Origin of the sequence: Nocardia sp. NPDC058480 (assembly GCF_042720495.1) — a bacterium.
Lineage (GTDB): Bacteria > Actinomycetota > Actinomycetes > Mycobacteriales > Mycobacteriaceae > Nocardia.
Genome location: NZ_JBHXMN010000001.1, coordinates 840,789 through 857,307, shown reverse-complemented (window position 1 = coordinate 857,307; position 16,519 = coordinate 840,789). Strand labels below are relative to the sequence as shown.

At 68.0% G+C, this 16,519-nt stretch carries 16 protein-coding genes; 7 read left to right on the top strand and 9 right to left on the bottom strand.

What is annotated here, in order from left to right; all coding sequences use genetic code 11:
- Positions 1-22 precede the first annotated feature (22 nt).
- Positions 23-418 (top strand): phage holin family protein, encoded by a 396-nt coding sequence (locus ACFWO8_RS03865; RefSeq protein ID WP_378941170.1) that lies wholly within the window; start codon positions 23-25, stop codon positions 416-418.
- A 43-nt stretch (positions 419-461) separates the two neighbouring features.
- Here ACFWO8_RS03865 and ACFWO8_RS03860 read toward each other — a convergent pair whose 3' ends face one another.
- Positions 462-1,331, bottom strand: coding sequence for a 1,4-dihydroxy-2-naphthoate polyprenyltransferase (locus tag ACFWO8_RS03860; protein ID WP_378941168.1), 870 nt, complete (start codon positions 1,329-1,331; stop codon positions 462-464).
- A gap of 89 nt (positions 1,332-1,420) precedes the next feature.
- Positions 1,421-1,885: an SRPBCC family protein gene (locus tag ACFWO8_RS03855; RefSeq protein WP_378941166.1), complete on the bottom strand. Its 465-nt coding sequence runs from the start codon at positions 1,883-1,885 to the stop codon at positions 1,421-1,423.
- Between the two features lie 120 nt (positions 1,886-2,005).
- On the opposite strand from ACFWO8_RS03855, the gene ACFWO8_RS03850 reads away from it, so the two are divergent.
- Complete coding sequence (locus tag ACFWO8_RS03850; protein WP_378941164.1) at positions 2,006-5,656, top strand: BTAD domain-containing putative transcriptional regulator; 3,651 nt, start codon at positions 2,006-2,008, stop codon at positions 5,654-5,656.
- 54 nt (positions 5,657-5,710) lie between these two features.
- On the opposite strand, the gene ACFWO8_RS03845 is transcribed toward ACFWO8_RS03850, so the two are convergent.
- The 5 genes from ACFWO8_RS03845 to ACFWO8_RS03825 all read right to left on the bottom strand — a co-directional run bounded on the left by ACFWO8_RS03845 (position 5,711) and on the right by ACFWO8_RS03825 (position 10,514).
- A complete protein-coding gene (locus ACFWO8_RS03845; RefSeq protein ID WP_378941162.1) occupies positions 5,711-6,535 on the bottom strand; it encodes an ABC transporter permease in 825 nt (274 codons plus the stop codon).
- Positions 6,532-7,518 (bottom strand): ATP-binding cassette domain-containing protein, encoded by a 987-nt coding sequence (locus ACFWO8_RS03840; protein WP_378941160.1) that lies wholly within the window; start codon positions 7,516-7,518, stop codon positions 6,532-6,534. The genes ACFWO8_RS03845 and ACFWO8_RS03840 overlap by 4 nt, the downstream gene beginning before the upstream one ends.
- 219 nt (positions 7,519-7,737) lie before the next feature.
- Positions 7,738-8,862 carry an o-succinylbenzoate--CoA ligase gene (gene menE, locus ACFWO8_RS03835; protein ID WP_378943149.1) on the bottom strand — a complete coding sequence of 375 codons (1,125 nt, stop codon included), beginning with the start codon at positions 8,860-8,862 and terminating at the stop codon, positions 7,738-7,740.
- 352 nt (positions 8,863-9,214) lie between these two features.
- Complete coding sequence (locus ACFWO8_RS03830) at positions 9,215-9,607, bottom strand: VOC family protein (RefSeq protein WP_378941158.1); 393 nt, start codon at positions 9,605-9,607, stop codon at positions 9,215-9,217.
- A gap of 13 nt (positions 9,608-9,620) precedes the next feature.
- A complete protein-coding gene (locus ACFWO8_RS03825; RefSeq protein ID WP_056816187.1) occupies positions 9,621-10,514 on the bottom strand; it encodes a 1,4-dihydroxy-2-naphthoyl-CoA synthase in 894 nt (297 codons plus the stop codon).
- Positions 10,515-10,655: 141 nt separating this feature from the next.
- On the opposite strand from ACFWO8_RS03825, the gene ACFWO8_RS03820 reads away from it, so the two are divergent.
- From ACFWO8_RS03820 to menD, 3 genes are all read left to right on the top strand, one after another.
- Entirely contained in the window at positions 10,656-11,102 is a 447-nt protein-coding gene (locus ACFWO8_RS03820; RefSeq protein ID WP_378941156.1) for a DUF6918 family protein, read from the top strand.
- Positions 11,103-11,467: 365 nt separating this feature from the next.
- A complete protein-coding gene (locus ACFWO8_RS03815) occupies positions 11,468-11,728 on the top strand; it encodes a hypothetical protein (protein ID WP_378941154.1) in 261 nt (86 codons plus the stop codon).
- A 268-nt stretch (positions 11,729-11,996) separates the two neighbouring features.
- A complete protein-coding gene (gene menD, locus ACFWO8_RS03810) occupies positions 11,997-13,628 on the top strand; it encodes a 2-succinyl-5-enolpyruvyl-6-hydroxy-3-cyclohexene-1-carboxylic-acid synthase (RefSeq protein ID WP_378941152.1) in 1,632 nt (543 codons plus the stop codon).
- A gap of 24 nt (positions 13,629-13,652) precedes the next feature.
- Here menD and ACFWO8_RS03805 read toward each other — a convergent pair whose 3' ends face one another.
- Positions 13,653-13,901: a hypothetical protein gene (locus tag ACFWO8_RS03805; RefSeq protein WP_378941150.1), complete on the bottom strand. Its 249-nt coding sequence runs from the start codon at positions 13,899-13,901 to the stop codon at positions 13,653-13,655.
- 182 nt (positions 13,902-14,083) lie between these two features.
- Here ACFWO8_RS03805 and ACFWO8_RS03800 point away from each other — a divergent pair, with 182 nt between their 5' ends.
- The gene (locus ACFWO8_RS03800; RefSeq protein ID WP_378941148.1) at positions 14,084-14,689 is read left to right on the top strand and encodes a TIGR03086 family metal-binding protein; all 606 of its coding nucleotides are present in this window, start codon (positions 14,084-14,086) and stop codon (positions 14,687-14,689) included.
- A gap of 55 nt (positions 14,690-14,744) precedes the next feature.
- Here ACFWO8_RS03800 and ACFWO8_RS03795 read toward each other — a convergent pair whose 3' ends face one another.
- Positions 14,745-15,386 carry a TetR/AcrR family transcriptional regulator C-terminal ligand-binding domain-containing protein gene (locus ACFWO8_RS03795; RefSeq protein WP_378941146.1) on the bottom strand — a complete coding sequence of 214 codons (642 nt, stop codon included), beginning with the start codon at positions 15,384-15,386 and terminating at the stop codon, positions 14,745-14,747.
- Between the two features lie 82 nt (positions 15,387-15,468).
- Here ACFWO8_RS03795 and ACFWO8_RS03790 point away from each other — a divergent pair, with 82 nt between their 5' ends.
- Positions 15,469-16,512: an aldo/keto reductase gene (locus ACFWO8_RS03790; protein ID WP_378941144.1), complete on the top strand. Its 1,044-nt coding sequence runs from the start codon at positions 15,469-15,471 to the stop codon at positions 16,510-16,512.
- Positions 16,513-16,519: the final 7 nt, after the last annotated feature.

The following is a 16,519-nucleotide window of genomic DNA, read 5'->3' as shown; positions in this document are numbered from 1 at the left end:
TTCCGGGCCTAGCATTGCGTGTATGCAACTAGCAATCCGGTTGGTCATCAACGCCATAGCCATTTGGGCTGCGGTCGCGTGGATCGACAAGATCGATGTCATCGTGCCGCCCGAGTGGCAATCGGAGTGGGGCAACTGGGGCAAGGCTCTGGTCCTGCTCATCGTCGCGCTCGTATTCACGGCGGTCAATGCCGTGATCAAGCCGATCGTGAAACTCCTGTCGCTGCCGTTCGTGATCCTCACGCTCGGCCTGTTCCTGCTGGTGGTGAACGCGGGAATGCTCTGGCTCACCGCCAAGATCACCGAGATCACCGACTACGGTCTGCGCGTCGACGGCTTCTGGGCAGCTCTCTGGGGCGGCGTGATCATCACGCTGGTCAACTGGGTGCTCGGCATCCTGGTGCCGGACGGCGACTAGCCAGCCGGCTTACGCATCGTCTCCAGCACCGCTGACGTGGGGCTCAGCCGAGCCATACAGCCAGCGCGCTCAACGCCGACCATGCCAGCAGGGCCAGCCCCGAATCGCGGAGGGCGGGAATCAGTTCCAGCCCGCCCTTGCCGGTGCGCACGGGGGCGTTGGCCCGGATCGCCAGCGGCAACGCGAGCAGTCCGGCCAGCGCCCACGGCGTGCGCGCGATCAGTGCGAGGCTGATCAGGAACGGCGCCGCGAGCAGCACCACGTGCAGGGTGCGGGTGCGCGCGTCGCCGAGTTTCACCGCGAGCGTGACCTTGCCGGACTCGGTATCGGTGGGAATGTCACGCAGGTTGTTGGCCACCAGCACCGCGCTGGAGAACGCACCGACACCGACCGCGAGCAACAGGCCGACCCAGTCGACCCGCAGGGCCTGCACGTATTGGGTACCGAGCACCGCGATCAACCCGAAGAACACGAACACCGCGATCTCACCGAAACCGCTGTAGCCGTAGGGCTTGCTGCCACCGGTGTAGAACCAGGCACCCGCCAGGCACAGTGCTCCGATCAGCACCAACCACCACGCGGTGGTCACGGCCAGCACCAGTCCGGCGACCGCGCCGATCGCCAGGCTGAGCACCGCGGCGGTGCGAACGGCCTTGGGGGAAGCCAGCTTCGAGCCGACCAGCCGCAGCGGCCCGACGCGCACGTCGTCGGTGCCGCGAATACCGTCGGAGTAGTCATTGGCGTAGTTCACCCCGACGATCAGTGCCAGCGAAACCAGCAGCGCCAGAATCGCTTTCCACCAGACGGCCCCGTCGATAGACGCGGCGGCGCCGGTGCCCGCGAGTACCGGCGCGATCGCGTTGGGCAGCGTCCGCGGCCGGGCGCCCTCGATCCATTCCGCTGCTGTAGCCATGGATCGAAGCCTAATCCGACACCGGTGCTCCGCGCTCCTGGAGTCCCTCGCACACGGCCGGAACGCGGGCGGCGGTGCGACTGGCGGCGTCAGGCCGGGGCGGATTCGGCGATCGTCTTGAGTCGGGCCAGACCCTTGTCGAAGTCCTTGCCGATGAGATTGTCGATCGGGAACACCTTGCCGAGCACGCCCATCAGGCCGGAGTGGGTGCCGGTCATCCGCCAGGCCACCTCGGTACCACCGGCAACCGGAGCGAGGGTGAAGGTGACGAAATTGGTGGCTTTGAACGGCTTCTCGAAGCTGAGCTCCACCCCGATCTCGCGTTCGGCGTCGGCTTTGATCTCCATCACGCCCGCACCGGCTTTGCGGTTGCCACGCCAGGCGTAGCGGGCGCCGATGCCGGATTCCGGGCCGGTGTAGGTACGCGCGAGCTGCGGGTCGGCATCTTCCCACGGCGACCACTGCCGCCACTGGTGGAAGTTGTCGATCAGTGCGTGGATTCGTGCCGGTTCGGCGGCGATGACAGTGTGCCGCGACACCTCGAAATTGCCCATGTGCGTGAGCTTAGGCCGAGGTGGGGACAATTTCCCGGGACGCGTGGACCGTGGTGTCGCCAGTCGGGCGTGGCGCGAACGAGATGGGTGTCGCTGTGCTCGCCTACGATGACTTCCGGCATGTCTGCACAGCACCGCGGCCCCGAAGGGCCGCCATCCGAGGCACTCTCCGGCGTTGTCGTGGGGGTGCTCGGCGTGATCGCGATCCGCCGCGACGACGCCATGATCGCGCTACCGGGCGCCCGCGCCAGACTGCTGCTCGCCGCCCTCGCGGTGCACCCCGGCCGGGCTCGCAGTGCGCAAACGCTGATCGCCGAGGTGTGGGGCGACCAGCCGCCCCGAGCGCCGATGAACGCGCTGCACACCCAGGTCTCGCGGCTGCGAGCCCTGCTACCCGACGGTGCGCTGGAAATCGGCCCCGCCGGCTACCGGCTGACACTGCCGCCCGACACCGTCGACCTCACCGCGGTCACCGCGCTCGCCCGCCACGCCGACGAACACCTGGCCGCGGGAAACACCGCCGACAGCCTCGCCGCGATCACACTGGCCCGCACCCTATGGCGTGGCGAACCGGGCGCCGATCTACCGGACTCCGCCCCCGCCGACGACCTGCGCACGGCCGCCGACGACCTTCGTCGCCGCCTCGATCACATCGAACTCACCGCCCACACCACCCAGGGCGACTTCACCGCCGCGATCCCGCTCGCTCGCGCGGCCGCCGCGGCCAACCCATTCGACGAACCCGCCCACACCACCCTGATCCGCCTGCTCGCCACCGCGGGCCGCACGAGCGAAGCCCTCGAAGTCTTCGCCGGCTACCGCCTGCGCCTGATCGAAGAACTCGGCGCCGACCCAGGGCCCACCCTCCTCGCCCTCAACACCGCCGTCCTGCGCGGAGAACCGATCGAGCTGCCCGGCGGCCGCGCACGACAGCACATCGCCACCAGGAATGACGCCAGCGGGACGGCTGACGGCAGGACAGGGGACGACCAGCCGGGTTGGTCGGGACGCGTCACCGGGAACAATTCCGGTGCGACCGCCGCTTCCGGGTTCGTCGTCGGCGGTGGCAACGGCGTGCGGGGATCGGCGCTCGCCGATGGGCACCATCCGGGAGTCGCACGCAGTGCGTATGCCGCCGAGGCGGACCTGGTCAGCCCACCTGCGAGTACCGCCGAGAACACCGTTGCGCGGGCGACAGGCACACCGAACTCCGACGATGCGCAGGCGAGTGGATGGGACCATTCGAACGTACGAGTGCCGACAAGTCACAGCCCGATACCCCGCACTGCCGTCGGCCTGCGCGCCGCGCCCAACGAATTATTAGGGCGTACAGCAGATCTCGAGGCGATCACCGACCTGGCGCACCGCTCCAGGGTGACCACCGTCCTCGGGCCCGGCGGTACCGGCAAGACCAGGGTCGCCAATGCGGTGGGGGAGCGGCTCGCCCTTTCGGTGCCGGTGGTGCTCGTCGAATTGGCCTCGGTACAAGCCGAATCGGAGGCGGGTGCCGAATCACGCACCGGCATCGAGGTCGCGATCGGGCAGGTGATGGGTCTGGGCGAGGTGCGTGAACCGGGCGCCCTCCGACCGGGCAGGCACATCGACCCGAGCACCCGTCTGCGTGAGGCGCTCGCGGCGCGGCCGATGGTGCTGATTCTGGACAATTGCGAACACGTGATCGATGCGGCGGCCGAGGTGGTCGCCGATCTCGTCGGCAGTTGCGCCCAGCTGACCGTGCTCACCACCAGTCGCTCCCCGCTCGCGATCACCGCCGAATCCGTCTATCCTCTCGCCCCTTTGGCGATCGACGCCGCCGGTTCGCCTGCCACAGAACTGTTCTCGGCCCGCGCTCGGGCCGTGCGCCCTGGCGTGCGGCTCGACCCGGACACCGTGGCACGATTGTGCCGCACCCTCGACGGTCTTCCGTTGGCGATCGAGCTCGCCGCCGCCCGGGTGCGCACGATGAGCGTCGCCGAGATCGAGACCAGGCTCGAACATCGTTTCGCCCTGTTGCGCAGCGGTGATCGGTCCGCGCCGCACCGGCATCGCACACTGCACGCGGTGATCGCCTGGAGCTGGAACCTCCTCGACCCCGAGCAGCAGGTGACGCTGCGCAGGCTGAGTCGCTTCGCGGCCGGGTTCACCTTGTCCGCGGCCGAGATCGTCGCCGCGGGTCCGGATGTGGCCGCCGCGGTCGACGGGCTGGTCGGCCAGTCTCTGCTCACCGTCCTCGACGACCCGGACGGCGCGGGCATTCGCTATCGCATGCTCGAAACGGTCCGTGAGTTCGGTGTCGAACAGATCGCCGCCGTCGACGCGGTGACCGACGGCGCCGAATCCGCGTTGGTGCTCGACAGGATGTTCTGCTGGGCGAGGGAATTCGCGCTGGATTCGTTTCGCCGCTACCGCAGCGGCGAGCAGGTGACATCCGTGCTCGCGGTGACCGCCGACCTGGACAACCTGGTCGCCGTGCTGCGCACCGCCGTCGATCGCGCCGACGCGCACACCGCGTACTCGGTTTTCCCCGTTGTCGCCATGATCTGGGTGATGCGTGGCGCGCATCTGGAATTCACCGGGTGGGCAGTGCGATTGGTCGCCCTGGCGCCGCCGCCACCGTCGTCGGGCGAGGCTGTCGACCTGCAGATGATCGCGCATCTGCTGACCTGCCTGCACATGCTGTTCCTCAAGGACGGTGGTGTCCGTGCGACGGCGATCGTGCGCTCGCGCGCGCGGCGGCTGATGGCGAACCCGGATCTCGATCCGGGCCTTTCGTTCCTCGGTGCCGTGATCACCGTGCAGCCCAAGGAGTTCCGGTTGGGCAGGCTGTTCGCCCGGGGCGCGCGCTCACGTCATCGGCAAGTCCAGATCGCCGCGCTGATAGCGCGCGCCAACTTCTGGGAGAACGGCGGCAACGTCGCAGGCTCGACCCGCGACTCCTTACGCGCGCTCGACAACATGGATCCGGCGGAGGTCTGGGGCATGGCGACGGTGTGCCAGCACCTGGCCCAGCTGTCCGGCCAGTCCGCGCACTATGACGACGCCGTCGATTATTACCGCCGCGCGCTGGAGCTGATGGGCAAGCTCCGCGTACACGAAGAGATCATGGAGAGTCGCTGCTACCTGGCCGCCGCCTTGGTTGGCAGCGGCCGACTCGAGCAGGCGCGCGCCGAACTCGACTTCGCTGTGCGCCCGGATGATTCCGGCGTCAGCCCGGTCGACGACCCCACCGTCCGCCGCAACCACCGGCTGGCGAACGCCGCCACCGCCCTCGCCGAACTCGAACTCGCCGAGGGCGATATCGACGCCGGCCTCGGCCATTACCGGCGCGGGTTGGAGCTACTCGGGTGGCCCGATTTCGAACCGACGCCCGGTCCCGGTTCGATGATGGTCGCGGCGGGCACCGTGAGCGCCCACGTGCTGCACGGCCGGGCGTCCGTTGCCACCGGCCTGGTGACCGAGATGATCGAGACCGCCGATCAACGGCTGGCACAGTACCTAGACCTGCCGCAGATCGGCGCGGTCGCGTGCGCGCTCGGTTCCTACCTGCTCGCTACCGAGAACGGGCGGGCCGACGGTCTCGAACTGCTCACTCTGGCAAGGACATCGATGGCCAGGCAGGACAGTCCGTCGATGGAAGTGGCCGCTCACCTCGCCCTGCATCGGAGCGTGGTGGGTGATGCCGCGATGGATGCCGCGCTGCATCGGGCGGCGGGTACGCGTCGTCTCGACGCCGCGATGCGCATCATCGAGATCATCGCCGGACGGCACTGACACGACAACGGCACCCGACCCAGTGGATCGGATGCCGTTGTGGCAGAGCGGTGTTCAGGCGCGGCGCATGTAGGCCCGCACCGCCAGTGGCGCGAATATCGCGATCACCACGAGCGATCCGACCAGCGACCAGACGAGATCGGCGCCATAACTGTTGGCGTTCATCAGTTCCCGGCAGGCGTTGACCATGTAGTACACCGGGTTGGCGTGGTTGAGCGCCTGCATCCAGCCCGGCATGGTGCTCACCGGGGCGAAGGCGCCGGACATGAACGTCAGCGGGAACATCACCATCATCGAGATGCCCTGCACGGACGCCGCGCTCTTACCGGTGACACCGACCAGCGCCCAGATCCAGCTGACCGCGAACGAGCACACCACGACCACCAGGCAGGCCGCGACCACGCCGACCAGACCGCCGCCCGGCCGGTAGCCGAGGCACAGTCCGACCAGCACGGTCAGCGTCGAGGCGATGGCGTAGCGCACCATATCGGCGAGCAGCGCGCCGGCCAGCGCCGAGATCCGCGCGATGGGCAGCGATTTGAAGCGGTCGAACACGCCTTTGTCCATGTCCTCGCGCAGCTGGGTGCCGGTTACTACCGAGGTCAGCACGACGGTTTGGACGAGGATGCCCGGGATGATCACCGGCAGATAATCGGATACGCCACCGGAGATCGCGCCACCGAAGATGTAGGTGAACAGGGCAGTGAACAGGATCGGCTGCACTGTCACGTCGAAGAGCTGTTCGGGATTGTGTTTGATCTTGAGCAGGCCGCGATAGGCCATGGTGAACGAGGTGGAAATCGTCTCGCGCAGGCCGATTCGGTCACTGGCCTGGGGGATGTCGTCGATGGTTTCGGGAGCGGTGAGTACTGCGGTCATGCCGCGCTCCGTTCGGTGTCGTCGGATTCGTCGGCCGGGTGGCCGGTGATGGTGAGGAAGACTTCATCCAGCGTCGGCTTGCTCACCGTGATCTCCTCGACCCCGATCTCCCAGTCGCGCAACCGGATCAGCAGCTCGGCGGTGAGATTCGGGTCGGGCAGCGGCGCGGTGAGCCTGCCCGCCTCGGGGCTGATCTGCGCGCTCACACCGAGGAAGTCGCCGACGATGCGGCGGGCCTCGTCGAGCTGCTCGGGATCGACCAGCGTGAGGTGGACCGATGCGCCGCCGATGGAGGCTTTGAGCTGATCCGCGGTGCCGTCGGCGATCACCTTGCCGTGGTCGATCACCGCGATCCGGTCGGCCAGCTGGTCGGCCTCGTCGAGGTACTGGGTGGTGAGCAGCACCGTCGCGCCGTCGCGGACCAGCCTGCGGATGGTTTCCCACATCTGCGCGCGGGTGCGCGGATCCAGGCCCGTGGTCGGTTCGTCGAGGAAAAGCAGTGGCGGGGTGGAGATGAGGCTGGCGGCCAGGTCCAGGCGCCTGCGCATGCCGCCGGAGAAATTCTTGAGCGGCTTGTTCGCCGCCTCGGTGAGGTCGAACTCCTCGAGCAGTTCGACGGCCTTGCGGCGGGCGTCAGGGCGGCTCAGACCGAGCAGCCGGGCGAAGATGATCAGGTTCTCGGTGGCACTGAGCATCTCGTCGACCGAGGCGTACTGGCCGGTGACACCGATCAGCGAGCGCACCGCGTTCGGTTCGGCCACTACGTCGCGGCCGAAGATCCGGGCGCTACCGCCGTCGGGACGGAGCAGGGTGGCCAGCATCTTGATGGTCGTGGTCTTGCCCGCGCCGTTCGGCCCGAGCACGCCGTACACAGCGCCGCGCGGCACCGCCAGGCTCACGCCATCGACCGCCCGCTGTTTCCCGAACACCTTGACCAGCCCGTCCGCCTCGACGGCGAGGGATGAAGTGGGTGTGTAAGTCATGAGCACTACCGTGCCCACCCCCACTTGCACGCCCCTTGCACCGCGCTGTCGGCGCTCGGGATCTCGGCGAACGCGGCCGCGACACCCCTTGCACCGGGCTGTCTTTTCCGTTCTCGGCCGCCTCGATCTGGACTGACCGGAGGGTGTGACGAAGGAGCACCCGCAGGGAGGGAAGATCGAGGCCTCAGGGCCGAGAACACGCGCGCGCCAGCGCGCCGACTACTCAGCCAGCAGGAGCTTGCGCAGGGCGGTGCGGTCGGGCTTGCCGGGGCCGCGGAGCGGGATTTCGGACAGGACGGCCAGCTCACGTGGTGCGGCGATCGAGTCGAGTTCGGCCACCACGTGGGCACGCAGTTCGTCCAGCGTGGGCGCCGTGCCCGGGGTCGGCACGATCGCGACCGCGACCCGCTGACCCAGCCGTTCGTCGGGCAGGCCGAGCACGATGCATTCGCGGATACCGGGGTGGTTGGCCAGCACCGCCTCCACCACCTGCGGAATCACCAGCAGCCCGCCGGTCATGATCGCCTCGTCGAGACGCCCTGAAATCGAGAGCACACCGTCTTCGAAGGAGCCGGCGTCCTCGGTCCGGAACCAGCCGGGCTCGGCGAAGGCCGGATGGTCGGGCAGATTGCGGTAGCCGCGCGCGATCATCGCACCGCCGAGGATGACGCGACCGTCCTCGATCCGCACCTCGGTGCCATCGAGCGGCACACCCTCGTAGACGCACCCACCGCAGGTCTCGCTCATCCCGTACGTCCGCACAACGGTGATACCGAGGTCACGCGCCCGGTCGAGGACGGGCGCGGGCGTGGCAGCACCGCCGACCAGCACACCGTCGAGTTCGGCCAGTGCCTTGGCCGCCACCGGCGAATCCAGCGACTTGATCAGCTGCGTCGGGACCAGCGCGGTGTAGCGGCGCGGCCCACGCATCGCGCCGACGGCCCCGGCCAGTGCCTCGGGCAGGAACCCGCCCGACACGTCGAGCACGGTCGGCTCGGTACCTGCGAGGATGCTGCGCAGCAACACCTGGATACCGGCGATGTGATGGGTCGGCAGAGCCAGCAGCCAGCTACCCGGCCCGCCGAGGCGGTCGTGGGTGGCATTGCCGCTGGCGCGCAGAGCCTCGGCGCCGAGGAGCGCGCCCTTGGGGATACCGGTGGTGCCCGAGGTCGTCACGACCAGTGCGACATCGTCATCGATCGGATCACCCGGCTTGAGCGCGTCCGAAAGCCTGCGCGCCTCCCGCCGATCGGTGGTCGGGATCGGTAACCACGCCGGTCCGCTGCCATCGAGCGCTTGGCGCAGGTGGGGCATCACTTCGCTGACCCCGGAACCGGTCGGCATCTGCAGCGTCCGCAGTGTTCGACTCACGCCGTGGCCTCGCTGGCGCTCAGCTGCGGCGTGCGCCTCGCACGCTGGCACATGATTCGCTCGCTGCGCTCCCTCATGCCACCACCTCCGCCAAACAGCTCGCCGCGCGCCCTCACGGCTTCGATCGTGTCATGCGACCGGCAAGACCCAGCCAACGGGTCGGTTTGCCGGGAAACGGGTCGGGAAAGCCAAACATAGCGACTGCGATTCAGTAGAAGGACACTCGTACTGCGTTCCGGACGGCGTCGGTCGGGCGCTTGCTCGCAGCTATCGTGCGCGGCCGAGCCGCCATCGGCAACTCGGCTCGGCCGCGGGCACTGCTCTCTCACTCCGGCGACCAGCGCGAATCCCGCCGGATCGGATGTTCGGCGGGAACCTGAACCAGCACGATCGCGACCCCGTCCGGGTCGCGCACCCACATCTCCCACAGACCCCATGGTTCGAGCACGGGCTGGCGCTCGATCGCAATTCCCTTCAGCGACAACTCCGCCGCCGCGTCCTCGACATCGCGAACCTGCAACCAGATCGCGCCGTCGAAGCTGCCGGAGTGCCCGCTGCCACCGTGCGCGGCGACCTCCAGCAGCGACTGCCCGGCGAAGAACACCGTGCCGCCCGGGTACTCCCGTGCGATCGCCAAGCCGAGGCCGTCGCGGTAGAACGCCAGCGTGCGCCCGTAGTCGCTGGGACGCACGATAATCCGGCTGTTGAGAATTTCCATGGGGTGTCCGTTCTCAGAAGTACCAGGGGTAGGGCGTCCAATCGGGCTTGCGCTTCTCCAAGAACGAGTCTCGCCCCTCGACCGCTTCGTCGGTCATGTACGCCAGGCGGGTCGCCTCGCCCGCGAACAGCTGCTGACCGACCAGACCATCGTCGAGCAGGTTGAACGCGTACTTCAGCATGCGCTGCGCCTGCGGCGATTTGCCGTTGATGTCGGCGGTCCACTCCAGCGCGACGTTCTCCAGCTCGTCATGGTCGACGACCTTGTTCACCGCACCCATCTGGTGCATCTCCTCGGCCGTGTACGGCCTGCCGAGGAAGAAGATCTCGCGCGCGAACTTCTGGCCCACCATCTTCGCCAGATACGCGCTGCCGTAACCGCCGTCGAACGAGCCGACGTCGGCATCGGTCTGCTTGAACCGCGCGTGCTCGCGCGAGGCGAGCGTCAGATCGCAGACCACGTGCAGACTGTGCCCACCACCCGCCGCCCAGCCGTTGACCAGCGCGATCACCACCTTGGGCATGAAGCGGATCAGCCGCTGCACCTCGAGGATGTGCAGTCGGCCCGCGCGCGCCGCGTCGACCGTGTCGGCGGTCTCGCCATCGGCGTACTGGTAGCCGTTGCGGCCGCGAATGCGCTGATCACCACCGGAACAGAACGCCCAGCCACCGTCCTTCTCGCTCGGACCGTTGCCGGTGAGCAGTACCGCGCCCACATCGGGGCTCATCCGCGCGTGATCGAGCGCGCGGTACAGCTCGTCGACGGTGTGCGGGCGGAACGCGTTGCGGACCTCGGGCCGGTCGAACGCGACCCGCACCGTGCCCTGCTCGATATGCCGGTGATAGGTGATGTCGGTCAGGTCCTCGAACCCGGGGACGGGCTGCCACAGCTTCGGATCGAAAGTCACGAACACGATTATTGCCCTACTGGACGGCAGCTCGGTACAAGGTCGTAACACCGCAGCTCGAGCGGTCGCCGCATACTCTGAGCACCCGATGCGTATAGTTGCGCCTGCTCGTACATCGAACCGATCCGGAGGAACCTGAAAGTGGTTGCAGCACTGTCTGAATCCCTGCTCGACGACGCCAAGCGTCCGGCTTTCCTTGCTGACGCCGTCGAGGTGCTCGACGCCGAGGTCTCGGACAAAGGTGGTGCGTCCGGCCTGGCCGTGAAGGGTGGCTACGCGGCGGTCAAGAAGATCAGCCCGACCATCGTTCCCGACGGCCTCACGTCGCTGGCGCCGAAACTGCTCGATCAGCTCCAGCCGTACTGGGCGGAGTTCACCACCTCCGGCACCGGCACCTTCGCCGATCTGCTGGCTGCGAAGTCCGATCAGGTCGCCGAGTCGCTGCTGGCCGTCACCGACGCCCGCGCCGAGTCGTCCACCCGGCCGGCACTGAAGAAGGTGTATTCGTCGATGCGTGGCTCTGCCAAGAAGCACGTCATCGAGGCACTGCCGCGCGTGGGCGATCTGGTGCAGAAGCACGCGGGCTGAGCGGTATGGCGGGGTAGCCCCCGCCGCGATCGTGTGATCGAGGCCGGTGCGAGTTCGGGTAACCGAACCGCACCGGCCTTTTCACGTTCACGGGTGACCACCCTCACGTAACGGGGGTATGCGGTGGCGGCGGACACATCGATTCCCGGTCGGCGGCATATTCCGCGACGGTCTGTGTGAGAAATATTACCGCCCGGATGAACTCCAGGATAATTGCGGGTTGCCACGAATTCGACAAGAGCGCGCGAATAATCTGTGCGATTGACAAGTGCCCTGCCTCATAGGTTACGTTGCCGATCAAGCGATTCGGAATACGAATTGTTTTGAATGACTGCATTGCACAGGTCGAAAGGAAGTTTGCTCACATGATGTCTCGCAAGACCCTCGCCGCCACCGGTGCTGCCGCTGCCGCCGCTGTCATGTTCTTCGGTCCCGTCGCCATCGCGGGCGCCGACACCGGCTCCGCCGACGCCGCCACGGGCTCGGCTGACGTGCTGACCGGCTCGTCCGCGGGTTCGGGTGTGCTCGAGTCGGGCAGTGCCGCGGTCGACAGCGCTACCTCCGCCGTCCTCAACATCATCGAGTCTGTCACGGGTATCAAGGATCTCACCGCGCCCGCGGAGTGAGCTGAATATTCGTTCGACCAGCCTTTGCCGGGTCGGTTGAAATTCCGGCGGCGAGCCAGCGGCTCGTCGCCGGATTTCTTTCTTTTGTTGTTCTCTTTGCGATTTCATGAATATCGGCCGCCCCCGTCTATGAATTGCTGTTCATCTCGTCCTCGGCTCTGCGGTAATTGGTCGTATGGCCGAATTCCGGTGCGTTGCGCGCACTCGGTGACGTAGGCAACGCGGGCCGGGGGCAGACGGGTGCGTGCCGGTCTGACAGGCTGTGATTGTGAATCCGTCTACTGCGCAGGCACGAGTGGTCGTCGACGAGCTCGTCCGCGGCGGCGTCCGCGAGGTGGTGCTGTGTCCCGGATCGCGTAACGCGCCACTGGCCTTCGCGCTGCAGGCGGCGGACGCGGCCGGGGAGCTTCGGCTGCATATGCGCGTCGACGAGCGCACCGCGGGATTTCTGGCGATCGGTCTCGCGGTGTCGTCGGGGCGGCCGGTCCCGGTCGTGATGACCTCCGGTACCGCGGTGGCGAATCTGGGTCCGGCTGTGCTGGAGGCCAACTACGCGCGGGTGCCGCTGATCGTCGTCAGCGCGAACCGGCCCTACGAGATGCTCGGCACCGGCGCCAATCAGACGGTCGAACAGCTCGGGCTGTTCGGTTCTCAGGTGCGCGCCACGATCAGCCTCGGGCTGGCCGAAGCCGAGGCGGGAGAGTCGGCCTACCCGCGACAGAACAGTGTGTGGCGTTCGTCGGTATGCCGGGTGCTCGCCGCCGCGCGCGGAACCCGTTCCGGCAACGCGGGTCCTGTGCAGTTCGACATCCCGCTGCGTGAACCGCTGGTCCCCGAGCTGTCCGACGATCCGCTGCCCGTCGGTCGCGAGGGTGAACGACCGTGGACGGCAACCCAGTACGCCACTCTCGACGTGCCGCTCGACATCGACCTCACGCCCGACACCGTCGTCATTTCCGGCCACGGCGCGCGGCTGCTGCCCGAACTCGCCGCGCTGCCGACGGTGGCCGAGCCGACCGCACCGATGCACGGGCCCGCCCTGCATCCGCTCGCGCTCTCGCTGCTGAAGCCGACCCAGGCGATCATCACCGGCCGCCCGACCCTGCACCGGCAGGTTTCGCGGGTGCTGGCCGATCCGGACGTCACCGTGTTCGCGCTCACCACCGGTCCGCGCTGGCCCGATGTCTCCGGCAATGTCGTCGGCACCGGCACTCGCGCGGTGACCACCGGCGCACCCGGTCCCGCCTGGCTGGCGCGCTGCGCAGAACTGAACCACCAGGCCGAATCGGTGGTGCGGGCCGAGCTGGCCGCGCATCCGAAGGCGACCGGTCTGCACGTGGCGGCCGTGGTCATGGACGCGTTGCGTGACGGCGATCAACTGCTGCTCGGCGCGTCTAACCCGGTGCGTGACGCCGCTCTGGTGTCGCATCCGCGGCCGGGCATCCGGGTGCTGTCCAACCGCGGTGTCGCCGGTATCGACGGCACCGTCTCCGGTGCCGTGGGTGCCGCCCTGGCGCATCCGGGCCGCACCGTGGCGATGATGGGTGACCTCACCTTCCTGCACGACGCGTCCGGCCTGCTGATCGGGCGTGGCGAACCACGTCCGGACAACCTCACGATCGTGGTCGCCAACGACGACGGCGGTGGCATCTTCGAGCTGCTCGAACAGGGCGATCCGCAGTACGCGGGCGTGTTCGAGCGGGTGTTCGGGACACCGCACGGCATGGATCTGGCCGCGCTGTGTGCCGCCTACCGGATCCCGCACCGTCAGGTCGATCCCGACGAATTGGCCGTGGAACTGGTCGCCGACGCGCACGGTCTGCGGGTGCTCGAGGTCGCGACCGAGCGTTCCAGCCTGCGTGAACTGCACGCGGGTCTGCGGGCGAAGATCGCCGGATAGGCGTACCTCCGCCTTCGCCCCGGCCTACTCCGCGTTGGTGAACCCCTCGCTGCCCTCGTCGAAGGGCACGGGGATGGTCTGTTCGATCACGTCCGCCGGATTCGCGGTGTCGGCGTCTCGGGCGATCTTGGCCGCCATCTCGTCGGTGTACTCGACGGCGTCGAAGTAGGCCGGATCGTCGGGGTCGTCATCGCGGAAGGCGGACTGTTCCTGCTCTACGCGATCGGCCTCGGGGACCTCGTCCCGTGTTCGAGCCATTTCTTTGTCGATCATCGGTGCTCCTCGTTCGTCGGCCTGCTCGATCGGTTGAGCCTCAGACGTGATGTGGACGCTGATCGGGTCCTGCGCTGTCCAGCGTGCGCCGATCCGGTGCGCGCGGCAACCAGCACCGATGACTTTCCGGCGACGGGATCGTCTGCATGAGTGCAGCCACCTGCCATCGACGAGGAGCTCTCATGGAACCGCAGTTCGATTTCGAACCCGCCGCTCGGTCACTTGCCGCGGTCGTCGACGGCATCACCGACGATCAGCTCGCCGACCCGACGCCGTGTGCCGAGTCCACGGTGCGCGATCTGCTCGCCCACGTGGTCGGGCTGACCGAGGCTTTCCGGCAGGCCGCGACCAAGGAGTCGGTCGGTCGATCCGCGCCGCCGCCGACCGGTTCCGACAGCCCGCTGCCCGATGACTGGCGCACCCGCATCGCCGCGCAACTCGAGACGTTGACGTCGGTGTGGCGGGTGGCCGAGGCATGGGACGGCGATACCGAGGCCGGTGGGGTCGAACTGCCCGCCGCGGTCATGGCGATCGTCGCGCTCGACGAGATCACCATCCACGCGTGGGATCTCGCCGTCGCGACGGGACAGCAGTTGACCGTCGCCCCCGCGGACCTGGCGATCCTGCACGAGTTCCTGCGCGAAACCGACCCCGCGGGCACACCCGGCTTGTTCGGCCCGGTCGTCGAGATCCCGGCTGACGCACCGGCATTGGATCGACTGCTCGGTCTCACCGGTCGCGACCCCGCCTGGCGCTCCGCCGCGGTCGCGTCGAACCCTCGGGCGTGACGCCGACTTCCGATACCGGGCGCTGAGCCGGTGCGGCCCCGTGCGGGCGAACTCGTCAGGTGGTCACGCCGCTGACGTCGGTGCGTGTGATGACGAACGTTCCCGCGGCGGTGGCGATGGTGGCGGCTCTGGCCGAGCGGTCGGCGATGTCGTCGTCGATGGGATCGCCGCTGGCCAGTAATCGGTAGTAGAGCGGTGCGGAGACGGCGGAGAGGACGGCGCGCGGGTCGGTGCCGACGGGCGCCTCGCCACGGATGACGGCCTCTTCCACACATGGTGCCCATTCGTTGAGGCGGGTGTCGTAGAAGGTATGCAGCGCTGCGGCGGTGGCATCGTCGCAGGTGGCGGCGGCGATGACGGCGCGGAAGAGGTTGCTCTGGCGACCGTCGGCGAGAGTCTTCGCGACCAGGCGGGCGTTGGCTGTCAGGTCGTCGAGCAGTGAGCCGGTGTCGGCGCGGGGCAGCGACTGTTCGGCCATGTCGACGAGCAGGTCGGCGACCAAGCCGGCTGGGGTGCGCCAGCGGCGGTAGACGGTGGTTTTACCGACCCCGGCACCGGTGGCGACCTCGGTCAGATCGAGATGCGCGAATCCGCGGTCCGCCAGCAGATCACCGGCCACTTCCAGAACGGACTCGCGTACCCGGGCGGTGCGCCCACCAGGGCGAACAGAGCCAGGCCAAGCGATATCGTGATCCATAACGGAACTCCTGTTTCATTTAGCGCGGATCGGGTGTACTGTCGGCCATGTTAACGAAACTATAGACCCTTTAGGAGCTCTCATGGAATACCGGCGGCTCGGCGCATCTGGTCTTCTCGTTCCGGCACTCGGCTTCGGCGCAGGTACCTTCGGCGGCCGTGGTGCGCTGTTCAGCGCATGGGGCGATACCGATGCCGCGCAGGCCAGGCGCTTGATCGACATCAGCCTGGAGGCCGGTGTCACGCTGTTCGACACGGCTGATGTCTATTCCGACGGCGCGTCGGAGGAGGTACTCGGCGCGGCGATCAAGGGCAGGCGCGAGCAGGTGCTGCTGTCGACGAAATCGGCGCTCCCCACCGGCCCCGGTCCGCACGAGGCGGGCTCTAGCCGCGCCAGGCTGATCCGTGCCGTCGACGCCTCGCTGCGCCGTCTCGGCACGGACTACCTCGACCTGTTCCAGCTACACGCCTTCGATGCGGGCACCCCACTGGCGGAAACCCTCACGGCCCTGAACGATCTCGTGCGGGCAGGCAAGATCCGCTACCTCGGCGTCTCCAACTTCGCCGGCTGGGAGTTGATGAAAACGCTCGCCACCGCCGAGGCGCTCGGCCTGGAAAAGCCGGTGGCGCACCAGGTCTATTACTCGCTGGTCGGTCGCGACTACGAATGGGAGCTGATGCCGCTCGGTGCCGATCAGGGTGTCGGCTCCATCATCTGGAGCCCGCTCGGCTGGGGCAGGCTCACCGGCAAAGTCCTTCGCGGACAACCGCTTCCCGCGGGCAGTCGACTGCACGAGACGGCGCAGGCAGGCCCGCCCGTCGACGATGAACGACTCTACGACGTTGTCGATGTGCTCGATCGTATCGCCGCCGACACGGGCCGCAGCGTCCCGCAGATCTCCCTGAACTGGCTGCTCACCCGGCCCACTGTTGCCACCGTCTTGATCGGCGCCCGCAACGAGGAGCAGTTACGCCAGAACCTGGGCGCCGTCGGCTGGCAACTCGACCCCGAACATGTGGCCGCTCTCGATGCCGCGAGCGCGACCACACCGCCGTACCCCTACTACCCATACCACCGGCTGCCCGACTTCGCCCGGCTCAACCCGCCGGCGATCCGCGCGGCCTGATCGAGCA